This window comes from Pseudomonas anuradhapurensis, assembly GCF_014269225.2.
Lineage (GTDB): Bacteria > Pseudomonadota > Gammaproteobacteria > Pseudomonadales > Pseudomonadaceae > Aquipseudomonas > Aquipseudomonas anuradhapurensis.
The window spans coordinates 5,233,312-5,251,791 of record NZ_CP077097.1; the positions used below are offsets into that span (position 1 = coordinate 5,233,312).

12 protein-coding genes and 1 pseudogene are annotated in these 18,480 nt (G+C 64.8%); 6 read left to right on the forward strand and 7 right to left on the reverse strand.

Annotated features, from left to right (window positions below; translation table 11 throughout):
* Positions 1 to 67: 67 nt before the first annotated feature.
* Positions 68 to 1,495: a mechanosensitive ion channel family protein gene (locus HU763_RS23865; RefSeq protein WP_186684060.1), complete on the forward strand. Its 1,428-nt coding sequence runs from the start codon at positions 68 to 70 to the stop codon at positions 1,493 to 1,495.
* Positions 1,496 to 1,530: 35 nt separating this feature from the next.
* On the opposite strand, the gene amaA is transcribed toward HU763_RS23865, so the two are convergent.
* Both amaA and amaB read right to left on the reverse strand, forming a co-directional pair.
* Positions 1,531 to 2,817: an L-pipecolate oxidase gene (amaA, locus tag HU763_RS23870; protein WP_186684058.1), complete on the reverse strand. Its 1,287-nt coding sequence runs from the start codon at positions 2,815 to 2,817 to the stop codon at positions 1,531 to 1,533.
* A 168-nt stretch (positions 2,818 to 2,985) separates the two neighbouring features.
* Complete coding sequence (gene amaB / locus HU763_RS23875) at positions 2,986 to 4,476, reverse strand: L-piperidine-6-carboxylate dehydrogenase (protein ID WP_170033753.1); 1,491 nt, start codon at positions 4,474 to 4,476, stop codon at positions 2,986 to 2,988.
* Between the two features lie 135 nt (positions 4,477 to 4,611).
* On the opposite strand from amaB, the gene HU763_RS23880 reads away from it, so the two are divergent.
* A complete protein-coding gene (locus HU763_RS23880) occupies positions 4,612 to 5,502 on the forward strand; it encodes a LysR family transcriptional regulator (RefSeq protein WP_186684056.1) in 891 nt (296 codons plus the stop codon).
* Positions 5,503 to 5,692: 190 nt separating this feature from the next.
* On the forward strand, positions 5,693 to 7,087 hold the full coding sequence (gene hglS / locus HU763_RS23885; protein ID WP_186684054.1) for a 2-oxoadipate dioxygenase/decarboxylase HglS: 1,395 nt from the start codon (positions 5,693 to 5,695) through the stop codon (positions 7,085 to 7,087).
* A 39-nt stretch (positions 7,088 to 7,126) separates the two neighbouring features.
* Here the strand turns inward: hglS and HU763_RS25195 are convergent, their stop codons facing one another.
* From HU763_RS25195 to HU763_RS23895, 3 genes and pseudogenes are all read right to left on the reverse strand, one after another.
* On the reverse strand, positions 7,127 to 7,987 hold the full coding sequence (locus HU763_RS25195; protein WP_420831065.1) for a methyl-accepting chemotaxis protein: 861 nt from the start codon (positions 7,985 to 7,987) through the stop codon (positions 7,127 to 7,129).
* A pseudogene (locus HU763_RS25200) lies at positions 7,985 to 9,025 on the reverse strand (Cache 3/Cache 2 fusion domain-containing protein); the annotation flags it as partial. The pseudogene HU763_RS25200 and the gene HU763_RS25195, both read right to left, overlap by 3 nt.
* Positions 9,026 to 9,192: 167 nt before the next feature.
* On the reverse strand, positions 9,193 to 10,119 hold the full coding sequence (locus HU763_RS23895) for a LysR substrate-binding domain-containing protein (RefSeq protein ID WP_186684050.1): 927 nt from the start codon (positions 10,117 to 10,119) through the stop codon (positions 9,193 to 9,195).
* A gap of 155 nt (positions 10,120 to 10,274) precedes the next feature.
* Between HU763_RS23895 and HU763_RS23900 the strand changes: the two genes are divergently transcribed.
* Positions 10,275 to 11,663: a NorM family multidrug efflux MATE transporter gene (locus tag HU763_RS23900; RefSeq protein WP_186684048.1), complete on the forward strand. Its 1,389-nt coding sequence runs from the start codon at positions 10,275 to 10,277 to the stop codon at positions 11,661 to 11,663.
* 123 nt (positions 11,664 to 11,786) lie between these two features.
* Here the strand turns inward: HU763_RS23900 and HU763_RS23905 are convergent, their stop codons facing one another.
* Complete coding sequence (locus HU763_RS23905) at positions 11,787 to 13,451, reverse strand: putative bifunctional diguanylate cyclase/phosphodiesterase (protein WP_186684046.1); 1,665 nt, start codon at positions 13,449 to 13,451, stop codon at positions 11,787 to 11,789.
* 297 nt (positions 13,452 to 13,748) lie between these two features.
* Here HU763_RS23905 and rep point away from each other — a divergent pair, with 297 nt between their 5' ends.
* Complete coding sequence (gene rep / locus HU763_RS23910; protein ID WP_170033767.1) at positions 13,749 to 15,758, forward strand: DNA helicase Rep; 2,010 nt, start codon at positions 13,749 to 13,751, stop codon at positions 15,756 to 15,758.
* A 61-nt stretch (positions 15,759 to 15,819) separates the two neighbouring features.
* Positions 15,820 to 16,392: a xanthine phosphoribosyltransferase gene (locus tag HU763_RS23915; protein WP_009683322.1), complete on the forward strand. Its 573-nt coding sequence runs from the start codon at positions 15,820 to 15,822 to the stop codon at positions 16,390 to 16,392.
* Between the two features lie 179 nt (positions 16,393 to 16,571).
* On the opposite strand, the gene HU763_RS23920 is transcribed toward HU763_RS23915, so the two are convergent.
* Positions 16,572 to 18,431: an acetyl-CoA hydrolase/transferase family protein gene (locus tag HU763_RS23920; protein ID WP_186684045.1), complete on the reverse strand. Its 1,860-nt coding sequence runs from the start codon at positions 18,429 to 18,431 to the stop codon at positions 16,572 to 16,574.
* Between the last annotated feature and the right edge of the window lie 49 nt (positions 18,432 to 18,480).

Consider the following 18,480-nt stretch of genomic DNA (forward strand, 5'->3'; position numbering starts at 1 on the left):
CCCATTGCCTGTCCGGCCAACCTGCTCTATTACTACCCACAGCCCTCCCCTTGCCCCCGAGACCTCCATGCTGGCGTTCATCCAGTCATACCCGCTGCTGCTCGGCATCGCCTTGATCCTGCTCGACCTCGTGCTCTGGCAGCTCATTCCCCTCCAGCACCGGGCCTGGCGCATCGGCGCGCGGCTGGTGCTGTTCCTGCTGTTCAGCTCGGTACTGGTGGCCGCCGGCATGAGCCCGCTGCAACCGCCCCCCTGGGCCGACGATGTCTCACGCAACCTGTTGGCCACGGTATTGGCCATCGGCTGGTGGCTGTTCGGCGCGCGTACGGTAACGGTGGTGTTCGGCCTGTTGCTGGTGGCCCGTGGCAGCCATGGCGGGCGCTTGCTGCAGGATGTGCTGGGGGCGTTGATCTTCCTGGCCGCCGTGGTCGCCGCGGCAGGCTATGTGCTGCAACTGCCGGTGAAGGGCCTGCTGGCCACCTCCGGGGTAATGGCCATCGTCATCGGCCTGGCGCTGCAAAGCACGCTGGCCGACGTGTTCAGCGGCATCATCCTGAACACCACGCGGCCCTACCAGATTGGCGATTCGATCTCGATTGACGGCACCGAAGGCAAGGTGCTGGAAATCGACTGGCGTGCTACCCGCCTGCTCACCGGCAGCGGGAGCCTGGCAGTGATCCCCAACTCGGTGGCGGCCAAGGCGCGGCTGCTCAACCACAGCCGCCCGACCGACGTACATGGCGTATCGATCAGCGTGGTGGTGCCAGCCAAGGTGCGCCCCAAGCGCGTGTTCGATGCGCTGGAAAAAGCCTTGCAAGGTGTCAGCGCCATTCTTGCCACGCCAAAACCGAAGGTCGCGGTGAAGGCGTCGACGCTGGAGTCAGTAGAGTACGAGGCCAGCTGCTTCGTCGCCGACGCAGGCGTCAAGGGTGATGCGCGCAACCAGCTGTTCGACCTTGCGCACCGGCACCTGGAGGCCAGCGGGGTGATGTGGAACGTGGACCTGGCCATGCCGCCACGCAGCCGTCAGCGCGAGGTGCTGGACGAAGTACGAGTGTTCCGCTCGCTGACCGATGAAGAACGCGATGCCCTGAGCCAGCGCATGACTGCGGTGGAATACCTGGCGGACCAGGTCATCCTGGGTGTGGGCGAGCATTCCGAGCACCTGCTGGTGATTGGCAGCGGCGTGGTGTCGGCGTCGATCCGGGATGGCGACCGGCTGGTGGAAGCCGGGCGCATGGGGCCGGGTGAGGTGCTGGGGATCGAGGGCATCATCGATGAGGACGACTCGTTTGCCGAGTTCCGCACGTTGACCAGTTGCGTGCTGTATCGAATCGACAAGGAACAGGTTAAAAGCTGCCTGGTGCAACGTGGCGAGGTGCAGGCAGCGCTTGGCAAGTTGCAGCGGTTCAGGCGGCAGAGCCGGGAGTCGCTGCTGCTGCAGAAGCCGGCTTCAATCAAGAAGGGCGGCTTCCTCAGCTGGTTGCACAAGTAAGCCGGCCCGCCGCGCCTACAAGCGCAACCCAGGGCTTACAGCACAACCCTCAAGCATTGCCCCGCGTGATACAGCGAGAACCCGGACTCGTAGAACGCGGTGCGCAGCGAGGGTGCACTCACCCCCTTCATCGGCGAGAACGGAATCGGCAGGCTGCCCGCCTCGCCCTTCAGCAGGAATTCGGCGAACGCCCGGCCGATCACGGTCCCGGTGGTATTGCCACGCCCGTTGTACCCGGTGACAGCGACCAGCCCCGGCGCCGGCTCGAACAGGCGCATCAGGTGGTCGGGGGTGAAGTCGATGCAGCCGGTCCAGTGCATCTCCCATTCGACCTTGCCCAGCTCGGGGTAGTAGTGGCTCTGGATCCGGTCGGCCCAGCTGCGTATGAACCAGGCCGGCTTGTTGTCGACCCGGCCAAGGCTGCCCAGTAGCAGGCGGCCCTGGTCGTCGCGGCGGATGCTGCTGAGCACGGTGCGGGTGTCCCACGAACCCTGGCCATGCGGCAGTACCTTGTCGGCGGCAGCGCCGTGCAACGGCTTGGACGCCACCTGGTAGTAGTAACCGCGGAAGAACTGCTTCTGCAGGTTGCTCCAGTCGCCTTCGGTATAGGCGCCGGTAGAAATCACCACCTTGTCGGCGCGCACCGCGCCACGTGCGGTCTTCACCCGCCAGGCATCGCCGTCACGCGCCAGGCCTTCGACCGACGACTGCTGGAACAGCTTGCCGCCCAGGCGCGCTACCGCAGCAGCCAGGCCCTGGGTGTAGCCCATGGGGTTGATGGTGCCGGCGCGGCGGTCGAGCAGCGCGGCGGAGATCTTGTCGGTACCACAGTATTCCTGGCATTGGGCGCCGGTCAGCAGCTCCACATCGGCCCCCCGGCGACGCCATTGTTCGTGGCGGGCCTCGAGGTCGGCGATGCCGGTGGCGTTGTGCGCCATGTGCAAGGTGCCTTTGTGCTGGGCCTGGCAGTCGATGCCAAGGCGCTTGATCATGGCGAACACTTCAGCCGGGGCCTCACCCAGCACCTTGTTCAGGCGGCTGCCCTGCTGCAGGCCGAGGGTGGCTTCGACATCGTCAGGGCGAATCCAGGTGCCGGCGTTGACCAGGCCGACGTTGCGCCCGGAGCCGCCATGGCCGATCTTCCAGGCCTCCAGCAGGACCACCGACTTGCCCTGCTCGAGCAGGTGGATGGCCGCTGACAGGCCGGTAATGCCGCCACCGATCACACAGACATCGGCCTTGTGCTCACCAGCCAGGGCCTGGGCGGCGATGGTCGGTTCTGTGACGAATTCCCACAAGCATTGTTGACGCAGTTCGGACATGGCCCGGCTCCAGCGATTTGTTCTTGTTGGGGCCGCAAAAGCGGCCCATTCGCGGCTAAACCCGCTCCCACAGACACCCACACAGGCTTCAAGGGCAGTGGAGAACCTGTGGGAGCGGGTTTACCCGCGAACCGGGGGCCAGGCCCCCGGCCATGCAGCATCAATCCATCAGTCGAACACGATACCCTGCGCCAGCGGCAGCTCGCGCGAGTAGTTCACGGTGTTGGTCTGGCGACGCATGTAGCCTTTCCAGGCGTCTGAACCGGACTCACGGCCACCGCCGGTTTCCTTCTCGCCACCGAACGCACCGCCGATCTCGGCGCCGCTGGTGCCGATGTTGACGTTGGCGATACCGCAGTCGCTGCCCGAAGCACTCTGGAAGCGCTCGGCCTCCCGGATGTCGGTGGTGAAGATGCACGACGACAGGCCTTGTGGCACTTCGTTGTTCAGGCGCAGGGCCTCTTCGAAATCGTCGTAGGCCAGCACGTACAGGATCGGGGCGAAGGTTTCGTGGCGCACCACGTCGCTCTGCGCCGGCATTTCGGCAATGGCAGGCGACACGTAGTAGGCATTCGGGTACTGGTCGGCCAGCTGGCGCTCGCCGCCAAACACCTGGCCGCCTTCGTCACGGGCCTTGGCCAGCGCACCCTGCATGGCATCGAACGACTGCTTGTCGATCAGCGGGCCAACCAGGTTGTCCTTGCGTGGGTCGCCAATACGCACCTTGCCGTAGGCGGCCTTGACGCGGGCAACCACTTCGTCCTTGATCGAGCGGTGCACGATCAGGCGGCGCAAGGTGGTGCAACGCTGGCCGGCGGTACCGACAGCGGAGAACAGGATGCCGCGCACGGCCAGGTCCAGGTCGGCACTCGGGGCCAGGATCATGGCGTTGTTGCCACCCAGCTCCAGGATGCTGCGGCCGAAGCGGGCCGCCACGCGCGGGCCTACTTCACGGCCCATGCGGGTGCTGCCAGTGGCGCTGACCAGCGGTACGCGCGGGTCGTCGACCAGGGCTTCGCCGGCTTCACGGCCGCCGATTACCAGTTGCGCCAGGCCAGCCGGGGCATCACCGAAGGCTTTCAGGGCTTTGTCGAACAGTGCCTGGCAGGCCAGGGCGGTCAGCGGGGTCTTCTCCGACGGCTTCCACACCACCGAGTTGCCGGCCACCAGGGCCAGGGCAGTGTTCCAGGCCCAGACCGCGACCGGGAAGTTGAAGGCACTGATCACACCGACCACGCCCAGCGGGTGCCAGGTTTCCCGCATGTGGTGGCCAGGGCGCTCGGAAGCGATGGTCAGGCCGTACAGCTGACGCGACAGGCCAACGGCGAAGTCGCAGATGTCGATCATTTCCTGCACTTCGCCCAGGCCTTCCTGGGTGATCTTGCCGGCTTCGATCGATACCAGCTCGCCGAGATCGGCCTTGTGCTCACGCAGCACTTCGCCGAACAGCCGCACCAGTTCGCCACGGCGCGGGGCCGGCACGCTGCGCCAGGCTTCGAAGGCACCTTGCGCCTGGTCGATGCGGGCGATGGTCTCGGCCTTGCCGAGCAGTTTCACCGAGGCGATCTGGCTGCCGTCGATCGGCGTGTGAACAGGGTAGTCGCCCTGGGTGTAAGCCTCGGCAGCAACGCCAAGGCGCTCGAGCAATCCAGCAACCATTGTGCTTCTCCTACATCGGGTGATGGGGTGGAAAAATGATGTGGGTCAGTATTAATCCGATCACATAGGTACAACAAACGACCTTTATTCCGCATATCATTCCGTCAGGTAATGATTTGAGCCGCAGAGACCGCTATGTCCAAACGCCTGGTGCCGTCCATGACCGCCCTGCAGTGCTTTGAAGCTGCAGCCCGCCATTTGAGCTTTACCCGTGCCGCCGAAGAACTGCACCTGACCCAGAGCGCGGTCAGCAAGCAGGTGGCGCAGCTGGAAGACATGCTGCGCCACCACCTGTTCCTGCGCATCCGCCGCCGCCTGCAGCTGACCCCAGCCGGCAGCCTGTACCTGGCCGAGGTCAACAAGATCCTCACCCAGGTCGACATGTCCAGCCGCTACGTGCTCACCTACGGCGAGCAGACCGAGATATTGAAGGTAGCCACCCAGCCGAGTTTCGGCGTGCGCTGGCTGATTCCGCACCTCAAGGGGTTTGGCAAACGCCACGGCAACATCCACCTCGACATCCGCAACGAGATGGAGCCGTTCGCCTTGCTGCAGGGGTCGGCAGACGTGGTGTTCTTCTATGGCCAGGGCACCTGGCCGGGGGCTACCTGCATGGAGTTGTTCGGTGAAGAGGTGGTGCCGGTATGTGCGCCGGAGCTGCTGGCCGGCCGCGAGCTGGTCGATGCCGGGCAACTGGCCGAACTGGTGCTGCTACAGAGCACCTCGCGGCCAGAAGCGTGGCACGAATGGTTTCTGGAGCTGGGCCTGGAAAGCGTCAGCGCCTACCACGGGCCGCGCTTCGATACGTTCTACATGGCCTTGAGCGCTGCGCAGTCCGGCTGCGGGGTGGCGCTGGTGCCGCGCTACCTGGCGGCGAAGGAACTGGCCGAGGGCAGCCTGGTGATGCCGTGGAACCATGCGATGCCCAGTGCCGGGGCGCATTACCTGGCGTATGCCGAGCATGCAGCGGAGGTGCCCAAGGTGCGGGCATTGGTGGAGTGGATTCGCGAGCAGCTCTCGGCTTGAGGGCCTCTTCGCGGGCACACCCGCTCCCACAGGGTCCACGCATGGTCTGAACTCTGTGGGAGCGGGCATGCCCGCGAAAGGGCCCTTGAGGTCGATCAAAAAAGGAATGACACACTCACTTTTTTTCGCTTGTAAGCCAAGTGCATTCCCCGCTTTCATGTAAGCGTCCGAACCAACCAGGAAGCTAGCGATGCCCGCCCACGATTTCGTCAGCCCCGACAACATCCGCGCGCAGTTCTCTGCCGCCATGTCGCTCATGTACAAACAGGAAGTGCCCCTGTACGGCACGCTGCTGGAGCTGGTGAGCGAAATCAACCAGCAGGTCATGGCCCGGCAACCTGAAGTCGCCGAGGCCCTGCGCTGGACAGGCGAGATCGAACGGCTGGACCAGGAGCGCCACGGGGCCATCCGCGTCGGCACTGCTGAAGAACTGGCAACCATTGCCCGCCTGTTCGCGGTGATGGGCATGCAGCCGGTCGGCTACTACGACCTCAGCTCCGCCGGGGTGCCGGTTCACTCCACCGCCTTCCGCGCAGTGCACGAGCAGTCGCTGCACGTCAGCCCGTTCCGCGTATTCACCTCGCTGCTGCGCCTGGAACTGATCGACAACCCGCAGTTGCGCGCACTGGCAGAGAGCATCCTTGCCAAACGCAAGATCTTCACCGACCGCGCCCTTGAACTGATTGCCCAGTGCGAACGTGACGGTGGCCTGAACGCGGCAGATGCCGAGGCATTCGTGCAGGAAGCGCTGCACACCTTCCGTTGGCACCATGATGCCACCGTCACTGCCGAGCAGTACCAGCAGCTGCACGACCAGCACCGCCTGATCGCCGACGTGGTGGCCTTCAAGGGCCCGCACATCAACCACCTGACCCCGCGCACGCTGGACATCGATGCGATCCAGGCCGGCATGCCAGCCAAAGGCATCCCGCCGAAGGCGGTGGTCGAGGGGCCTCCCACCCGGCGCCACCCGATCCTGCTGCGCCAGACCAGTTTCAAGGCCCTGCAGGAAAAGGTCGCCTTCAGCGACCAGCAGGGCAGCGAAGGCAGCCACACCGCGCGCTTCGGCGAAATCGAGCAACGCGGTGCAGCCCTGACGCCGAAAGGCCGTCAACTGTACGACAAGCTGCTCGATGCCACTCGGGCTGCCCTGGGTGGCGTGCCGGCCGAGGCCAATGCCGAACGCTACATGGCGCTGCTGAAGGAAACCTTTGCCGAATTCCCGGACGACCTGGCACAGATGCGCCAGCAGGGGCTGGCGTATTTCCGCTACTTCGCTACCGAGAAAGGCCTGGCCGCGCGTGACCAGGATGACCGCCCGAGCACCCTGGAAGGGCTGATCGAAGCGGGTCACGTGCACTACGAAGCGCTGGTTTACGAGGACTTCCTGCCGGTGAGTGCGGCAGGGATCTTCCAGTCCAACCTGGGTGACGACGCGCACGCCGAGTACGGCAGCAATGCCAACCGCGCTGCGTTCGAAGCAGCGCTGGGCATGCAGGTGCAGGATGAGCTGGCCCTGTATGCGCTGAGCGAGCGGCGGTCGCTGCAGGCCTGTGCGCAGGCGTTGAACCTGGGTTCGATGTAAGGTTTCAGATTGCGGGGGCGCCCTGCGCCCCCTGCGGTTTCAGCGGAAGCGGTCCACTTCCTGGCGCAACTGTGCTGCCAAACCTTCCAGTTCACGCGCGGTAAAGGCCAGTTCATTGGCCACCTCGCGTTGCTCGCCGTTGGCCTGGGCAATGCTCTGCAGGTTGCGGCTGAGCACCGTCGCGGTACTGCTCTGCTCCTGAGTGGCGGTACTGATCACGGCAAACTGCTCACCGGCCGCACGGCTCTGCTCGTCGATACGCGCCAACGCCTGGGCCACCTTGTCGTTGCGTTCCAGGCCTTCCTGCATCAGCTGGTTGCCTTGCTCCAGCGTGATGATGGCGTGCCCGGTCTGCTGCTGGATGCTGGTGATCATGCTGGAAATCTCGTCCGTGGCCTGGCGGGTACGCGCAGCCAGCCCCCGCACCTCATCGGCCACCACGGCGAAGCCACGCCCCTGCTCGCCGGCACGGGCCGCCTCGATGGCGGCATTCAGCGCCAGCAGGTTGGTCTGCTCGGCAATGGCGGTGATCACGCTGATGATGCCGCCGATTTCCTGCGAGCGGGCGCCCAGGCTGTCCATCACCGTGGCGGTACCGCCGAGCGCCTCGGCAATCTGCGTCAGCGAGCGCGACGCCTCGTCCATGGCATTGCGGCCGATGCGGGTCTGCTGGGCGTTGTCACGGGCCATGCGCTCGGTGCCGGCCATGTTGTCGGCGATGTTCATCGAGGTGGCGCTGAACTCTTCCACCGCGCCGGCCATGCTGGTGATTTCGCCGGATTGCTGGTCCATGCCTTCGCACGCACCGGCCGACAGGCCAGCCAGCGAGCGTGCACGGGTACTGACCTGCTCGGAGGCACTGCGGATGTGCTCGACCATGGTCGCCAGTGCTTCACCCATCTTGTTGAAGCTGCGTGCCAGCTGGCCGATCTCGTCATCGCTGGTCACGCTCAGGCGTGCCCCCAGGTCTCCCGCCCCGAGCGCCTCTGCCTGGCGCACCAGGTCGTCCAGCGGGCGCAGCTTGCGGCGCAACAGCCACAGCGTGGCGGCAACAGCCAGCAGCATCGCCAGCAGGCTGCCGATGGCCAGGCGCAGGCCAACGCTCCAGGTCACTTCGCGGATTTCTGCCATCGGCATGCTGGCCACCACGGTCCAGGGCCCTTCGGCGAAGGGGGCGGTGGCGCTGTACAACTGCTGGTCGGCATTGGCCGGCGGCACCAGCCAGGCGCCCTTCTCGTCGCGCAAGGCCAACGAGCCGGTCTGGCCGATGCGGAAGCGCACCAGGTTGGCAAACTGGGCATTCTGCGCGTCGGTGTAGTCGAAGCCGACGAACAGCACGGCGATTACCTGACCGCTGGCGTCACTCACCGGCACGTAGCGGGTCATGTAGTTACGCTCGAACAGCACGGCGCGGCCCACGTACATCTGCCCGGCCAGCAACCGGGCGTAGGCCGGGTGCTGGCGATCCAGCAGGGTGCCGATGGCGCGGCTGCCGTCCTGCTTCTTCAGGTTGGTGCTGATACGCACGAAATCGTCACCGCTGCGCACGAACAGCGTGGCGATGCCGGCGGTCATCTGCTGGAAGTCGTCGACCAGCTGGAAGTCGTTGTTCAGCAGCTGGTTGCCCAGGTACAGGGCAGGCGTGGCCTGGCCGGCGACCTGCACGGTCTCCCCCGCATGCAGCGACAGGCCCGAGGCGAAGCGCCGCTCGAACAGCCCGCTGAGGCGCTGGGTGTTGTCCTTGAGCGAGCCGTGGAAGGTGTCGAGCTGGTCGGCCAGCAAACGTGCCTCGCTGGCCAGGTGGGCCTGGCGGGTGGCGAGGTTGGCATCGTCCAGCGAGCGCAAGGCGAACAGGGTACTGCCGGAAATCACCAGCGCCAGCACGATGGCGAGGGCAACCCCCAGTTGCGAGGCGATTCGGGCACGCGGTTGAGACATGGTCAAGCTCCTGGCAAGAGGCCGGGATCGTCCTGATCACGTGGGCCACCCGCTTGTTGTCATCGGGAAGCGCGCCCTCTTCCGGGACGCTGGTGCCACTTGATCGGCGTCGCCAGGGAATACTTGAGTGTCGGACCGGGATATTCGCAAACCTTTGCGCCTGGCATTCAAAGCGTCGGCAGAATCTGCACATCGGGCAGGTCCACCGCCGCCGCTTCGTCCTGCAGGAACCTGCTCAGCCGCCGCAAGCGCTCCCCGCCCGGGCGGGTGCGCGGCCACACCATGTAATAGTCCATACCGCTGGGAACGGCGGTCGGCCACGGCAGGCTCAGGCGTCCCTGTGCCACGTCCTCGGCGACCATCAGCAGGTCTCCCATGGAGATGCCGTAGCCGCGCGCGGCCGCGATCATGCCCAGTTCCAGGGTATCGAACACCTGCCCGCCCTTGAGCGAGACCTGGTCGCCGAGCCCCATGCGTTCGAGCCAGGCGCGCCAGTCGCGCTTGTCCGGCGTCGGGTGCAGCAGCTCGATACCGGCCAGCCGTCGCACATCCCAGGGGCCATCCGCGAGCAGGTCCGGCGCACCTACCGGTATCAGCAGTTCGGCGAACAACCGGCGCACCTCCCAGTCTGGCGGGAACACGCCGTCACTGAGCAGCACCGCACAGTCGAACGGTTCGTTGCTGAAGTCCACATGGTCGACGTCCATCCAGGCACTGGTCAGCTGCACTTCGTTGCCGGGCTGCAGGTGCCGGAACCGGCTCAGCCGCGCCAGCAGCCAGCGCATGGTCAGGGTCGAAGGCGCCTTCATGCGCAGGATGCCGTCTTCGCCACGCAAGGTATCGCAGGCCCGCTCCAGCGCGGCGAAGCCTTCCCGCACGCCTGGCAGCAGCACCCGCGCCGCTTCGGTCAGTTGCAGGCTGCGGCCATTGCGCACGAACAGGCGACAGGCGAAGTGGTCTTCCAGTGTGCGGATATGCCGGCTGACCGCGCTCTGGGTGATCGACAGTTCCTCACCGGCACGGGTGAACGAACTCAGCCGGGCGGCGGCTTCAAATGCACGCAGGGCATACAACGGGGGAAGCTGACGGGACATGAGGCACCTGCCATGCGGGGCTATGAACGGATCACCGCTGAGCATATATGCATGAGTCACACTCATGCCAACGATCGCTTTTATCCTTTTGTGCAAAGTTGACCAAAGCCTCAGAATCGCCCTTCGTTGATCGCCCCAGGAAGAAGGACCGTCCCATGCACGTCGCGCCCACTACCGAACTCAAGGCTTTGCTGCGCCTGGCCGGGCCGCTGATCGCCTCGCAACTGGCGCACATGCTGATGGTGCTCACCGACACCCTGATGATGGCCCGCATCAGCCCGCAAGCACTGGCCGGCGGTGGCCTGGGGGCGGCGAGCTATTCGTTCGTGTCGATCTTCTGCCTGGGCGTGATCGCGGCAGTCGGCACACTGGTGGCGATCCGCAAGGGTGCCAACGACATCGACGGCGCCACGCGCCTGGCGCAAAACGGTCTGTGGCTGGCCTGGGGCCTGGCGCTGTGCGCCGGGCTGGTGCTGTGGAACCTTGAGCCGGTGCTGTTGCTGTTCGGGCAAAAACCCGAGAACGTGGCCTCGGCCGCCGAGTTCCTCACCCTGCTGCCGCTGGCCCTGCCCGGCTACCTGACCTTCATGGCCTTGCGCGGTTTCACCAGCGCCCTGGGCCGCTCGACCCCGGTGATGGTCATCAGCCTGGTAGGCACGGTGCTCAACTACCTGCTCAACGTGGCGCTGATCGAAGGCATGTTCGGCCTGCCCAGGCTGGGCCTGATGGGCATTGGCCTGGTCACTGCAGTGGTGTCGATGGGCATGGCCATCGCCCTGGCGCTGTATATCCGCTGGCACCCGGCCTATGCGGCCTACCCGCTACGCAAAGGCCTGTCGCGCCCGTCGCTGCCGGCCCTGCGCGAACTGTGGCGGCTGGGCCTGCCGATTGGCGGTACCTACATGGTGGAAGTCGGCCTGTTCGCCTTCGCCGCGCTGTGCATGGGCGTGCTGGGCAGTACCGAGCTGGCGGCGCACCAGATCGCCCTGCAGATCGTCTCCACGGCGTTCATGGTGCCGACCGGCCTGTCGTACGCGGTGACCATGCGGGTGGGGCTGTACTTCGGCGCCGGCAACCTGCTGGCGGCACGCAGCGCCGGGCGGGTGGGTATCGGCTTCGGGGCCATGATCATGTTTGCCTTTGCCGCGTTGTTCTGGCTGCTGCCCGATGCGCTGGTGGGGCTGTTCATCGACCGCAACGACCCGGCCTTCGCGGCGATCTTCCAGCTGGCGGTGCAGCTGCTGGCGGTGGCGGCATGGTTCGAGCTGTTCGACGGCATGCAGACCATTGCCATGGGCTCGATCCGCGGCCTGAAGGATGCCAAGACCACCTTCCTGATCGGGCTGGTGTGCTATTGGCTGGTAGGGGCGCCGAGCGCCTGGCTGTTCACCTTTACCCTGGGCGGTGGCGCGGTGGGGGTATGGTGGGGGCTGGCGCTGGGGCTGGCATGTGCGGCGGTGGCGCTGACCTTTGGTTTTGAGTGGCGAATGAAGCGGTTGCTGGGGAAGGCCGGGCTGGCTGACAGGTCTGCAGTGTCTGTGTGACCGTTGGGGCTGCTTTGCAGCCCTTTCGCGACGCAAGGCCGCACCTACATGGGCCTGCGTTCGCCGATCAATGTAGGAGCGGCCTTGTGTCGCGACAGGAGGGCGAAGCCCTCCCCTGCGATGTCACAGGCTAATCAGCTTCGGCTTGCTGTAATCCAGCAAGAACTCCATCAACTCCCCCACCGGCAGCGGCTTGCTGACCAGGAAGCCCTGCACCTGGTCACAACCGAACCCGCGCAACAAGGCCAGCTGCTCTTCACTCTCCACTCCCTCGGCCACTACCTCGAGGTTGAGGTTGTGCGCCAGGTTGATCATGGCGTGCACCAGCTTGCGGTTCTCTTCACGCATTTCCATTTCGGCGACGAAGCTGCGGTCCACCTTGAGCAAGGTGATCGGCAGGCTGTTGAGATGCACGAACGAAGAGAACCCGGTACCGAAGTCATCCAGCGAGAAACGCACGCCCAGGCGCCCCAGGGCATCCATGGTCTGGCGTACCAGCTCGTTGCGGCGCATCACCGCTGTTTCAGTCAGTTCGAATTCCAGCCAGCGGGCATCGACACCATGCTCGATGATCAGCCGGCTCAAGGTCGCCAGCAACTGGCTGTCCTGGAACTGCCGGAAGCTCAGGTTGACCGCCATGTGCAGCGGCTCCAGCCCACCCTCGCACAGTGCCTGCATGTCACGTAGGGCTCGGGAAATGACCCAGTAGCCCAACGGTACGATCAACCCGCTCTGCTCGGCCAGCGGCACGAACTCACTGGGCGGCAACAGGCCACGCTCGGCATGCCGCCAGCGCACCAGCGCCTCCAGGCCGACGATGCGCCCATCGGCCAGGTTCAGCCGCGGTTGGTAGTGCAGCTCCAGCTCGTCACGGCGCAGGGCACGACGCAGCTCGCTCTCCAGGTCGGCAAGGCTGCGGGCATTGCGGTTGATGCGCTCGTTGAACACATGGAAGGTACAGCCCTGGCTGCCTTTGGCCTGGCGCATGGCAATGTGCGCGTGCCACATCAGCGGGTCGGCCCCGCCCTGGACACGCGCATGGGCCAGGCCCAGGCTGCAGCCCAGCAGCAGGCTTTCGCCGTCGATCCAGTACGGCTCGGCCAGTGCTTCGACAATGCGCTCGGCAATCCACTCGGCGCGGTTGGCGTCACGGCGGGTGTCGATCAGCAGGGCGAACTCATCACTGCCCAGGCGCGCCACCTGGTCACCCGCCTCCAGTTGCTGCTTCAGGCGTGCCACCACTTGCAGGATCAGGCGGTCGCCGCTCTGGTGACCAAGCGCATCGTTGACGTGACGGAAGTTGTCCAGGTCCAGATGGCCAAGGGCAACGCCGCGACCATCGTTCTCGGCCAGGCGCGCGGTGAGCAAGGCCTGGAAGCCCTGGCGGTTGGCGATACCGGTCAATGGGTCCTGCTCGGCCAGGCGCTGCAAGGTGGCCACCAGCACGCCGCGTTCACGCACATGGCGCAGCGAGCGGCGCAAGCTGTCGGCATTGAGTTGCTCGCGCACCAGCCAATCGCTGACCGCGCTCGGTGGCAGCTCGGGCTCATGCTCGAGCAGCAGGATGGTCGGCAGGTCGCAGCGCCCGGGTGCAGGCTGCAAAGCCGGTGTGGCCAGCACGACAGCCTGGCGGTCATTGCTGAACAGGCTGTCTACCGCCTCCCAGTTGGGTGCAGTCAGCAACACTGCAGCACCGTCCAATGCCTGCACGCAGTCGCGCAGCAATACGGTCCATTCCGGCTCATCAGCCAACAGCAGCAAACGCAGAGGTTCGACAGGCGTGGACAAGCGGGCTCCTTAGGGCTTCACGGTGCAACGGAAGAGTTCGGGTATGCTACTGCACAAATGAGAATGATTTCTAAATTTGTGCGCGCAAAGGCAGGCGTAACATCCCGACGCATTTTGTCGTGCATCCTGCGCGAAACGGACCCAACCGGCAAATACGTTTTTTTCAGTGCCTAGGATTAGCTGCACTAATACTGGAACGGTCACAAAAGTCTGACTCAGACGTCAGACGGTCGCGCCATAACGGCCGCATGCCTGTTAGAATGCGCGGCTATTTTCTGGCGACCCCCGGTTTCTAGCATGTCCCGACTCAATCCCCGGCAGCAGGAAGCCCGTGACTATGTCGGCGGCCCTCTTTTGGTGCTCGCCGGTGCAGGTTCGGGCAAGACCAGCGTGATCACGCGCAAGATTGCCCACCTCATCCAGAACTGCGGCATCCGTGCCCAGTACATCGTGGCGATGACCTTCACCAACAAGGCCGCCCGCGAGATGAAGGAACGGGTCGCCACCCTGCTGCGCCCGGGCGAAGGCCGCGGCCTGACGGTGTGCACCTTCCACAACCTTGGCCTGAACATCATCCGCAAGGAGCACGAGCGCCTGGGTTACAAGCCGGGCTTCTCGATCTTCGACGAGTCCGACATCAAGGCGTTGCTGTCGGACATCATGCAGAAGGAATACTCCGGCGACGACGGCATCGACGAGATCAAGAACATGATCGGTGCCTGGAAGAACGACCTGGTCCTGCCGCCCGAGGCCCTGGAAAAGGCGCGCAACCCGCGCGAGCAGACCGCCGCCATCGTCTACACCCACTACCAGCGCACGCTCAAGGCGTTCAACGCGGTGGACTTCGACGACCTGATCCTGCTGCCGGTAAAGCTGTTCCAGGAGCACCCCGACGTGCTGGAGCGCTGGCAGAACCGCGTGCGCTACCTGCTGGTGGACGAATACCAGGACACCAACGCCAGCCAGTACTTGCTGGTGAAGATGTTGATCGGCATGCGCAACCAGTTCACCGTGGTCGGCGACGACGACCAGTCGATCTATGCCTGGCGTGGTGCCCGGCCGGAAAACCTCATGCTGCTCAAGGAGGACTACCCCTCCCTGAAGGTGGTGATGCTGGAGCAGAACTACCGCTCCACCAGCCGCATCCTGCGTTGCGCCAACGTGCTGATCGCCAACAACCCGCACGCGTTCGAGAAGCAGCTGTGGAGCGAGATGGGCGTAGGCGACGAGATCCGGGTGATCCGCTGCAAGAACGAGGAAGCCGAGGCCGAACGCGTGGCCATGGAAATCCTCACCCTGCACCTGCGCACCAACCGCCCCTACAGCGACTTTGCCATCCTTTACCGGGGCAACTACCAGGCCAAGCTGATCGAACTGAAGCTGCAGCATCATCAGGTGCCGTATCGCCTGTCGGGCGGCAACAGCTTCTTCGGCCGCCAGGAAGTCAAGGACCTGATGGCCTACCTGCGCCTGCTGGTGAACCCGGACGATGACAACGCCTACCTGCGGGTGATCAACGTACCGCGCCGGGAAATCGGCTCCACCACCCTCGAAAAGCTTGGCAACTACGCCACCGAGCGCGGCATCTCGATGTATGCCGCCAGCGAGGAGCTGGGCCTGGGCGAGCACCTGGACGCCCGCTATACCGAGCGTTTGCAGCGCTTCAAGCACTGGCTGGACGGGGTGCGCCACAAGGTTGCCCTGGAAGACCCGATTGCCGCACTGCACGAGATGATCCGCGACATCGACTACGAGAACTGGATCCGCCAGCAGACCGCCAGCGACAAGGCTGCCGAGTTCCGCATCAGCAACGTCTGGTTCCTGGTCGAAGCGCTGAAGAACACCCTCGAAAAGGACGAAGAGGGTGACATGACCATCGAGGACGCCATCGGCAAGCTGGTGCTGCGCGACATGCTCGAGCGCCAGCAGGAAGAGGAAGAGAACGCCGAAGGCGTGCAGATGATGACCCTGCATGCTTCCAAGGGCCTGGAGTTCCCCTACGTGTTCATCATGGGCATGGAAGAGGAGATCCTCCCGCACCGTTCCAGCATCGAGGCCGACACCATCGAAGAGGAACGCCGCCTGGCCTACGTGGGCATCACCCGCGCGCGCCAGACCCTGGCCTTCACCTTCGCCGCCAAGCGCAAGCAGTACGGCGAAATCATCGACTGCACACCCAGCCGCTTCCTCGATGAACTGCCGCCGGAAGACCTGGCCTGGGAGGGCCTGGACGATGCGCCGGTCGAGGTCAAGGCGGCACGCGGCAACAACGCCCTGGCCGATATCCGGGCGATGCTCAAACGCTGATCAACCATTACTCTTTACTATTGCCGCGTACAGCGGCCACCTTTGTTTCGAGGTAAACACAGTGGAAGCACTGCACCAGAAGATTCGCGAAGAAGGCATCGTGCTTTCCGATCAGGTTCTCAAAGTCGATGCGTTTCTCAACCACCAGATCGACCCTGCGCTGATGCAGTTGATCGGTGACGAGTTCGCCCGCCTGTTTGCCGACGCCGGCGTGACCAAGATCGTCACCATCGAGGCCTCGGGCATCGCCCCGGCGGTGATGACCGGCCTGAAGCTGGGCGTGCCGGTGATCTTCGCCCGCAAGCACCAGTCGCTGACCCTGACCGAAAACCTGCTGACTGCCTCGGTGTATTCCTTCACCAAGCAGACCGAGAACACCGTGGCCATTTCGCCGCGCCACCTCAACAGCAGCGACCGCGTGCTGGTGATCGACGACTTCCTGGCCAACGGCAAGGCGTCGCAGGCACTGATCTCGATCATCAAGCAGGCCGGCGCGACCGTGGCCGGCCTGGGCATCGTCATCGAGAAGTCGTTCCAGGGTGGCCGTGCCGAGCTGGACAGCCAGGGCTACCGCGTCGAATCGCTGGCCCGGGTGAAGTCGCTGGAAGGTGGTGTGGTGACTTTCATCGAGTGATGCCCCTCGGGGCCGCTGCGCGAGCCCATCGCGACACAAGGCCGCTCCTACACGAGTACATGAGCCGCATACTTGAGCCGCGCCCAAATTGATGGACAGGTGTCCAACATCTGGGCGCAGCTCAACTCCTTGTAGGAGCGGCCTTGCGTCGCGATGGGCTGCAAAGCAGCCCCGGCAATTCAACCGGCTGCCGCCAACCCCGCCAGCAACAGCCGCTGATACAGCTCGTCCTTCAGCCCCTGCGGCCGATCCAGGCCCATCCGCGCCAGATGCCGCTCGTACCCTTCGGGCCCCGGCGCATCCAGTGCTGCCTTGCCCAGCTCCAGCACCTCGCTCAGCTTGAACTTGCTCTTCAACCAGTTCAGCGCCCGCAGCAAATCCCGCTCTTCAGCCGTAAAGTCCGTGCCCAGCGGGTACTCCGGGAACAGCCGCGCATGCTTCGCCCTGATCGCTTCCAACCGCTGCGGCGTGTTGTCGGTGAAGCGCGAATCCAGCTGGAAATCCCGGGCGAGCTTGCCAGCATCTTTTGCCTGTTCTATCAGCCCCTGCTGGAACCGTGAATCACACACCGCCAGCAAACGTGCGATTACCTCGCTGTCGGTCTGCCCGCGCAAGTCGGCAATGCCATATTCGGTCACCACGATATCGCGTAGGTGCCGCGGAATGGTGCAGTGGCCATAGGTCCAGAACAGGTTCGAGGTCACCTCGCCGCCCGCCTCGCGCCAGCTGCGCAGCAGCAGGATCGAGCGCCCACCTTCCAGCGCATGCCCTTGGGCGACAAAGTTGTACTGGCCACCCACGCCGCTGAGGACACGGCCATCTTCCAACTGGTCGGCCACCCCGGCACCGAGCAGGGTCATGCCGAACACGGTATTGATGAAGCGCGCATCGCGACGCTGGCGGCGCTTGAGTTGCTCCTGCCCATACAGCTCGTTGATGAAGCTGATGCGGGTCATGGCAAACCGCGCCCGCTGTTCCAGCGTCATGTCACGCAGGCGCTGGTAGAAGGCCTGAGGGCCAAGGAAGAAGCCGCCATGCAGCACGCTGCCCTGCGCATCCGCCGGGCGTCGCAGCAGGCCCGCCTCAGCCAGCACCAGCAGGCCGTTGACGAACATCTCGCTGCAGCCATACAACCCCTGGGCGAAACCACCCAGCCCCCCTTCCCGTTCGATCAGCGCTTGGCATGGGCCAATATCCAGGTCATCGAGCACGGCACGGTAGCCGGCGTTGTCGCCCTGGCGCGCCAGCAGGGCGGCGGCTACCGCATCGCCCATGGCACCGATGCCGATCTGCAACGTGCCGCCGTCCCGTACCAGGCTGCTGGCATGCAGGCCGATGCAATGATCCTGGGTGCTCACCGGCATGTTCGGCGTGGAAAACAGGCGACGCTGCTCGGCTTCATCGAGCAGCAGGTCGAAGGCATCCATGGGCAGCTCGGCGTCGCCGGGCATGTACGGCAGTTCGGCATGCACCTGGCCAAGCATGAGGATGGTTTCGCCAGCGGCACGGCGCCTGGCGACCATCGGCAACAGGTCGAGGGTGATGTCAGGGTTGCACGCCAGGCTCAGGTGCACCGGCCGCTCCGGGGTGGCAGCCACCAGTTGGGCGATCAGGTTCAGGCCCTTGGCGTTGATATCGCGCGCGGCGTGGCTGTAGTTGCTGCTGACGTAGTCCTGCTGGGCAGACTCGCTGTGCAGCAGGCTGCCGGGCTGCAGGAAGAACTGCTCGACCCGGATGTTCGGCGGCAGGCTGTCGTTGCGCAGGTCGGCGAGGTAGCTGAGTTCTTCGTAGTCGGCGAACACCCGTTCGACGAAGGGTTCGAGAAAGCGCCGCTGCAGGCCATCGCCCAGTGCTGGACGGCCGAGCGAGAGTGCGGTGTAGATGGTCAGGCGGCGCTCGGGCTGCTCGCGTATACGGGCATACAGGGCATTGACGAAAGCGACCGGCTTACCCAGACCCAGCGGCAGGCCCATGTGGATGTGGGCTGGCAAGCGCGCCAGGACCTGCTCGACAGCCTGATCGATGGAGCAGAGGTGCATCGGGGCCTCCTGAGACATCCGTGGGTTCAGGAGTTGGACATGGGCTTTG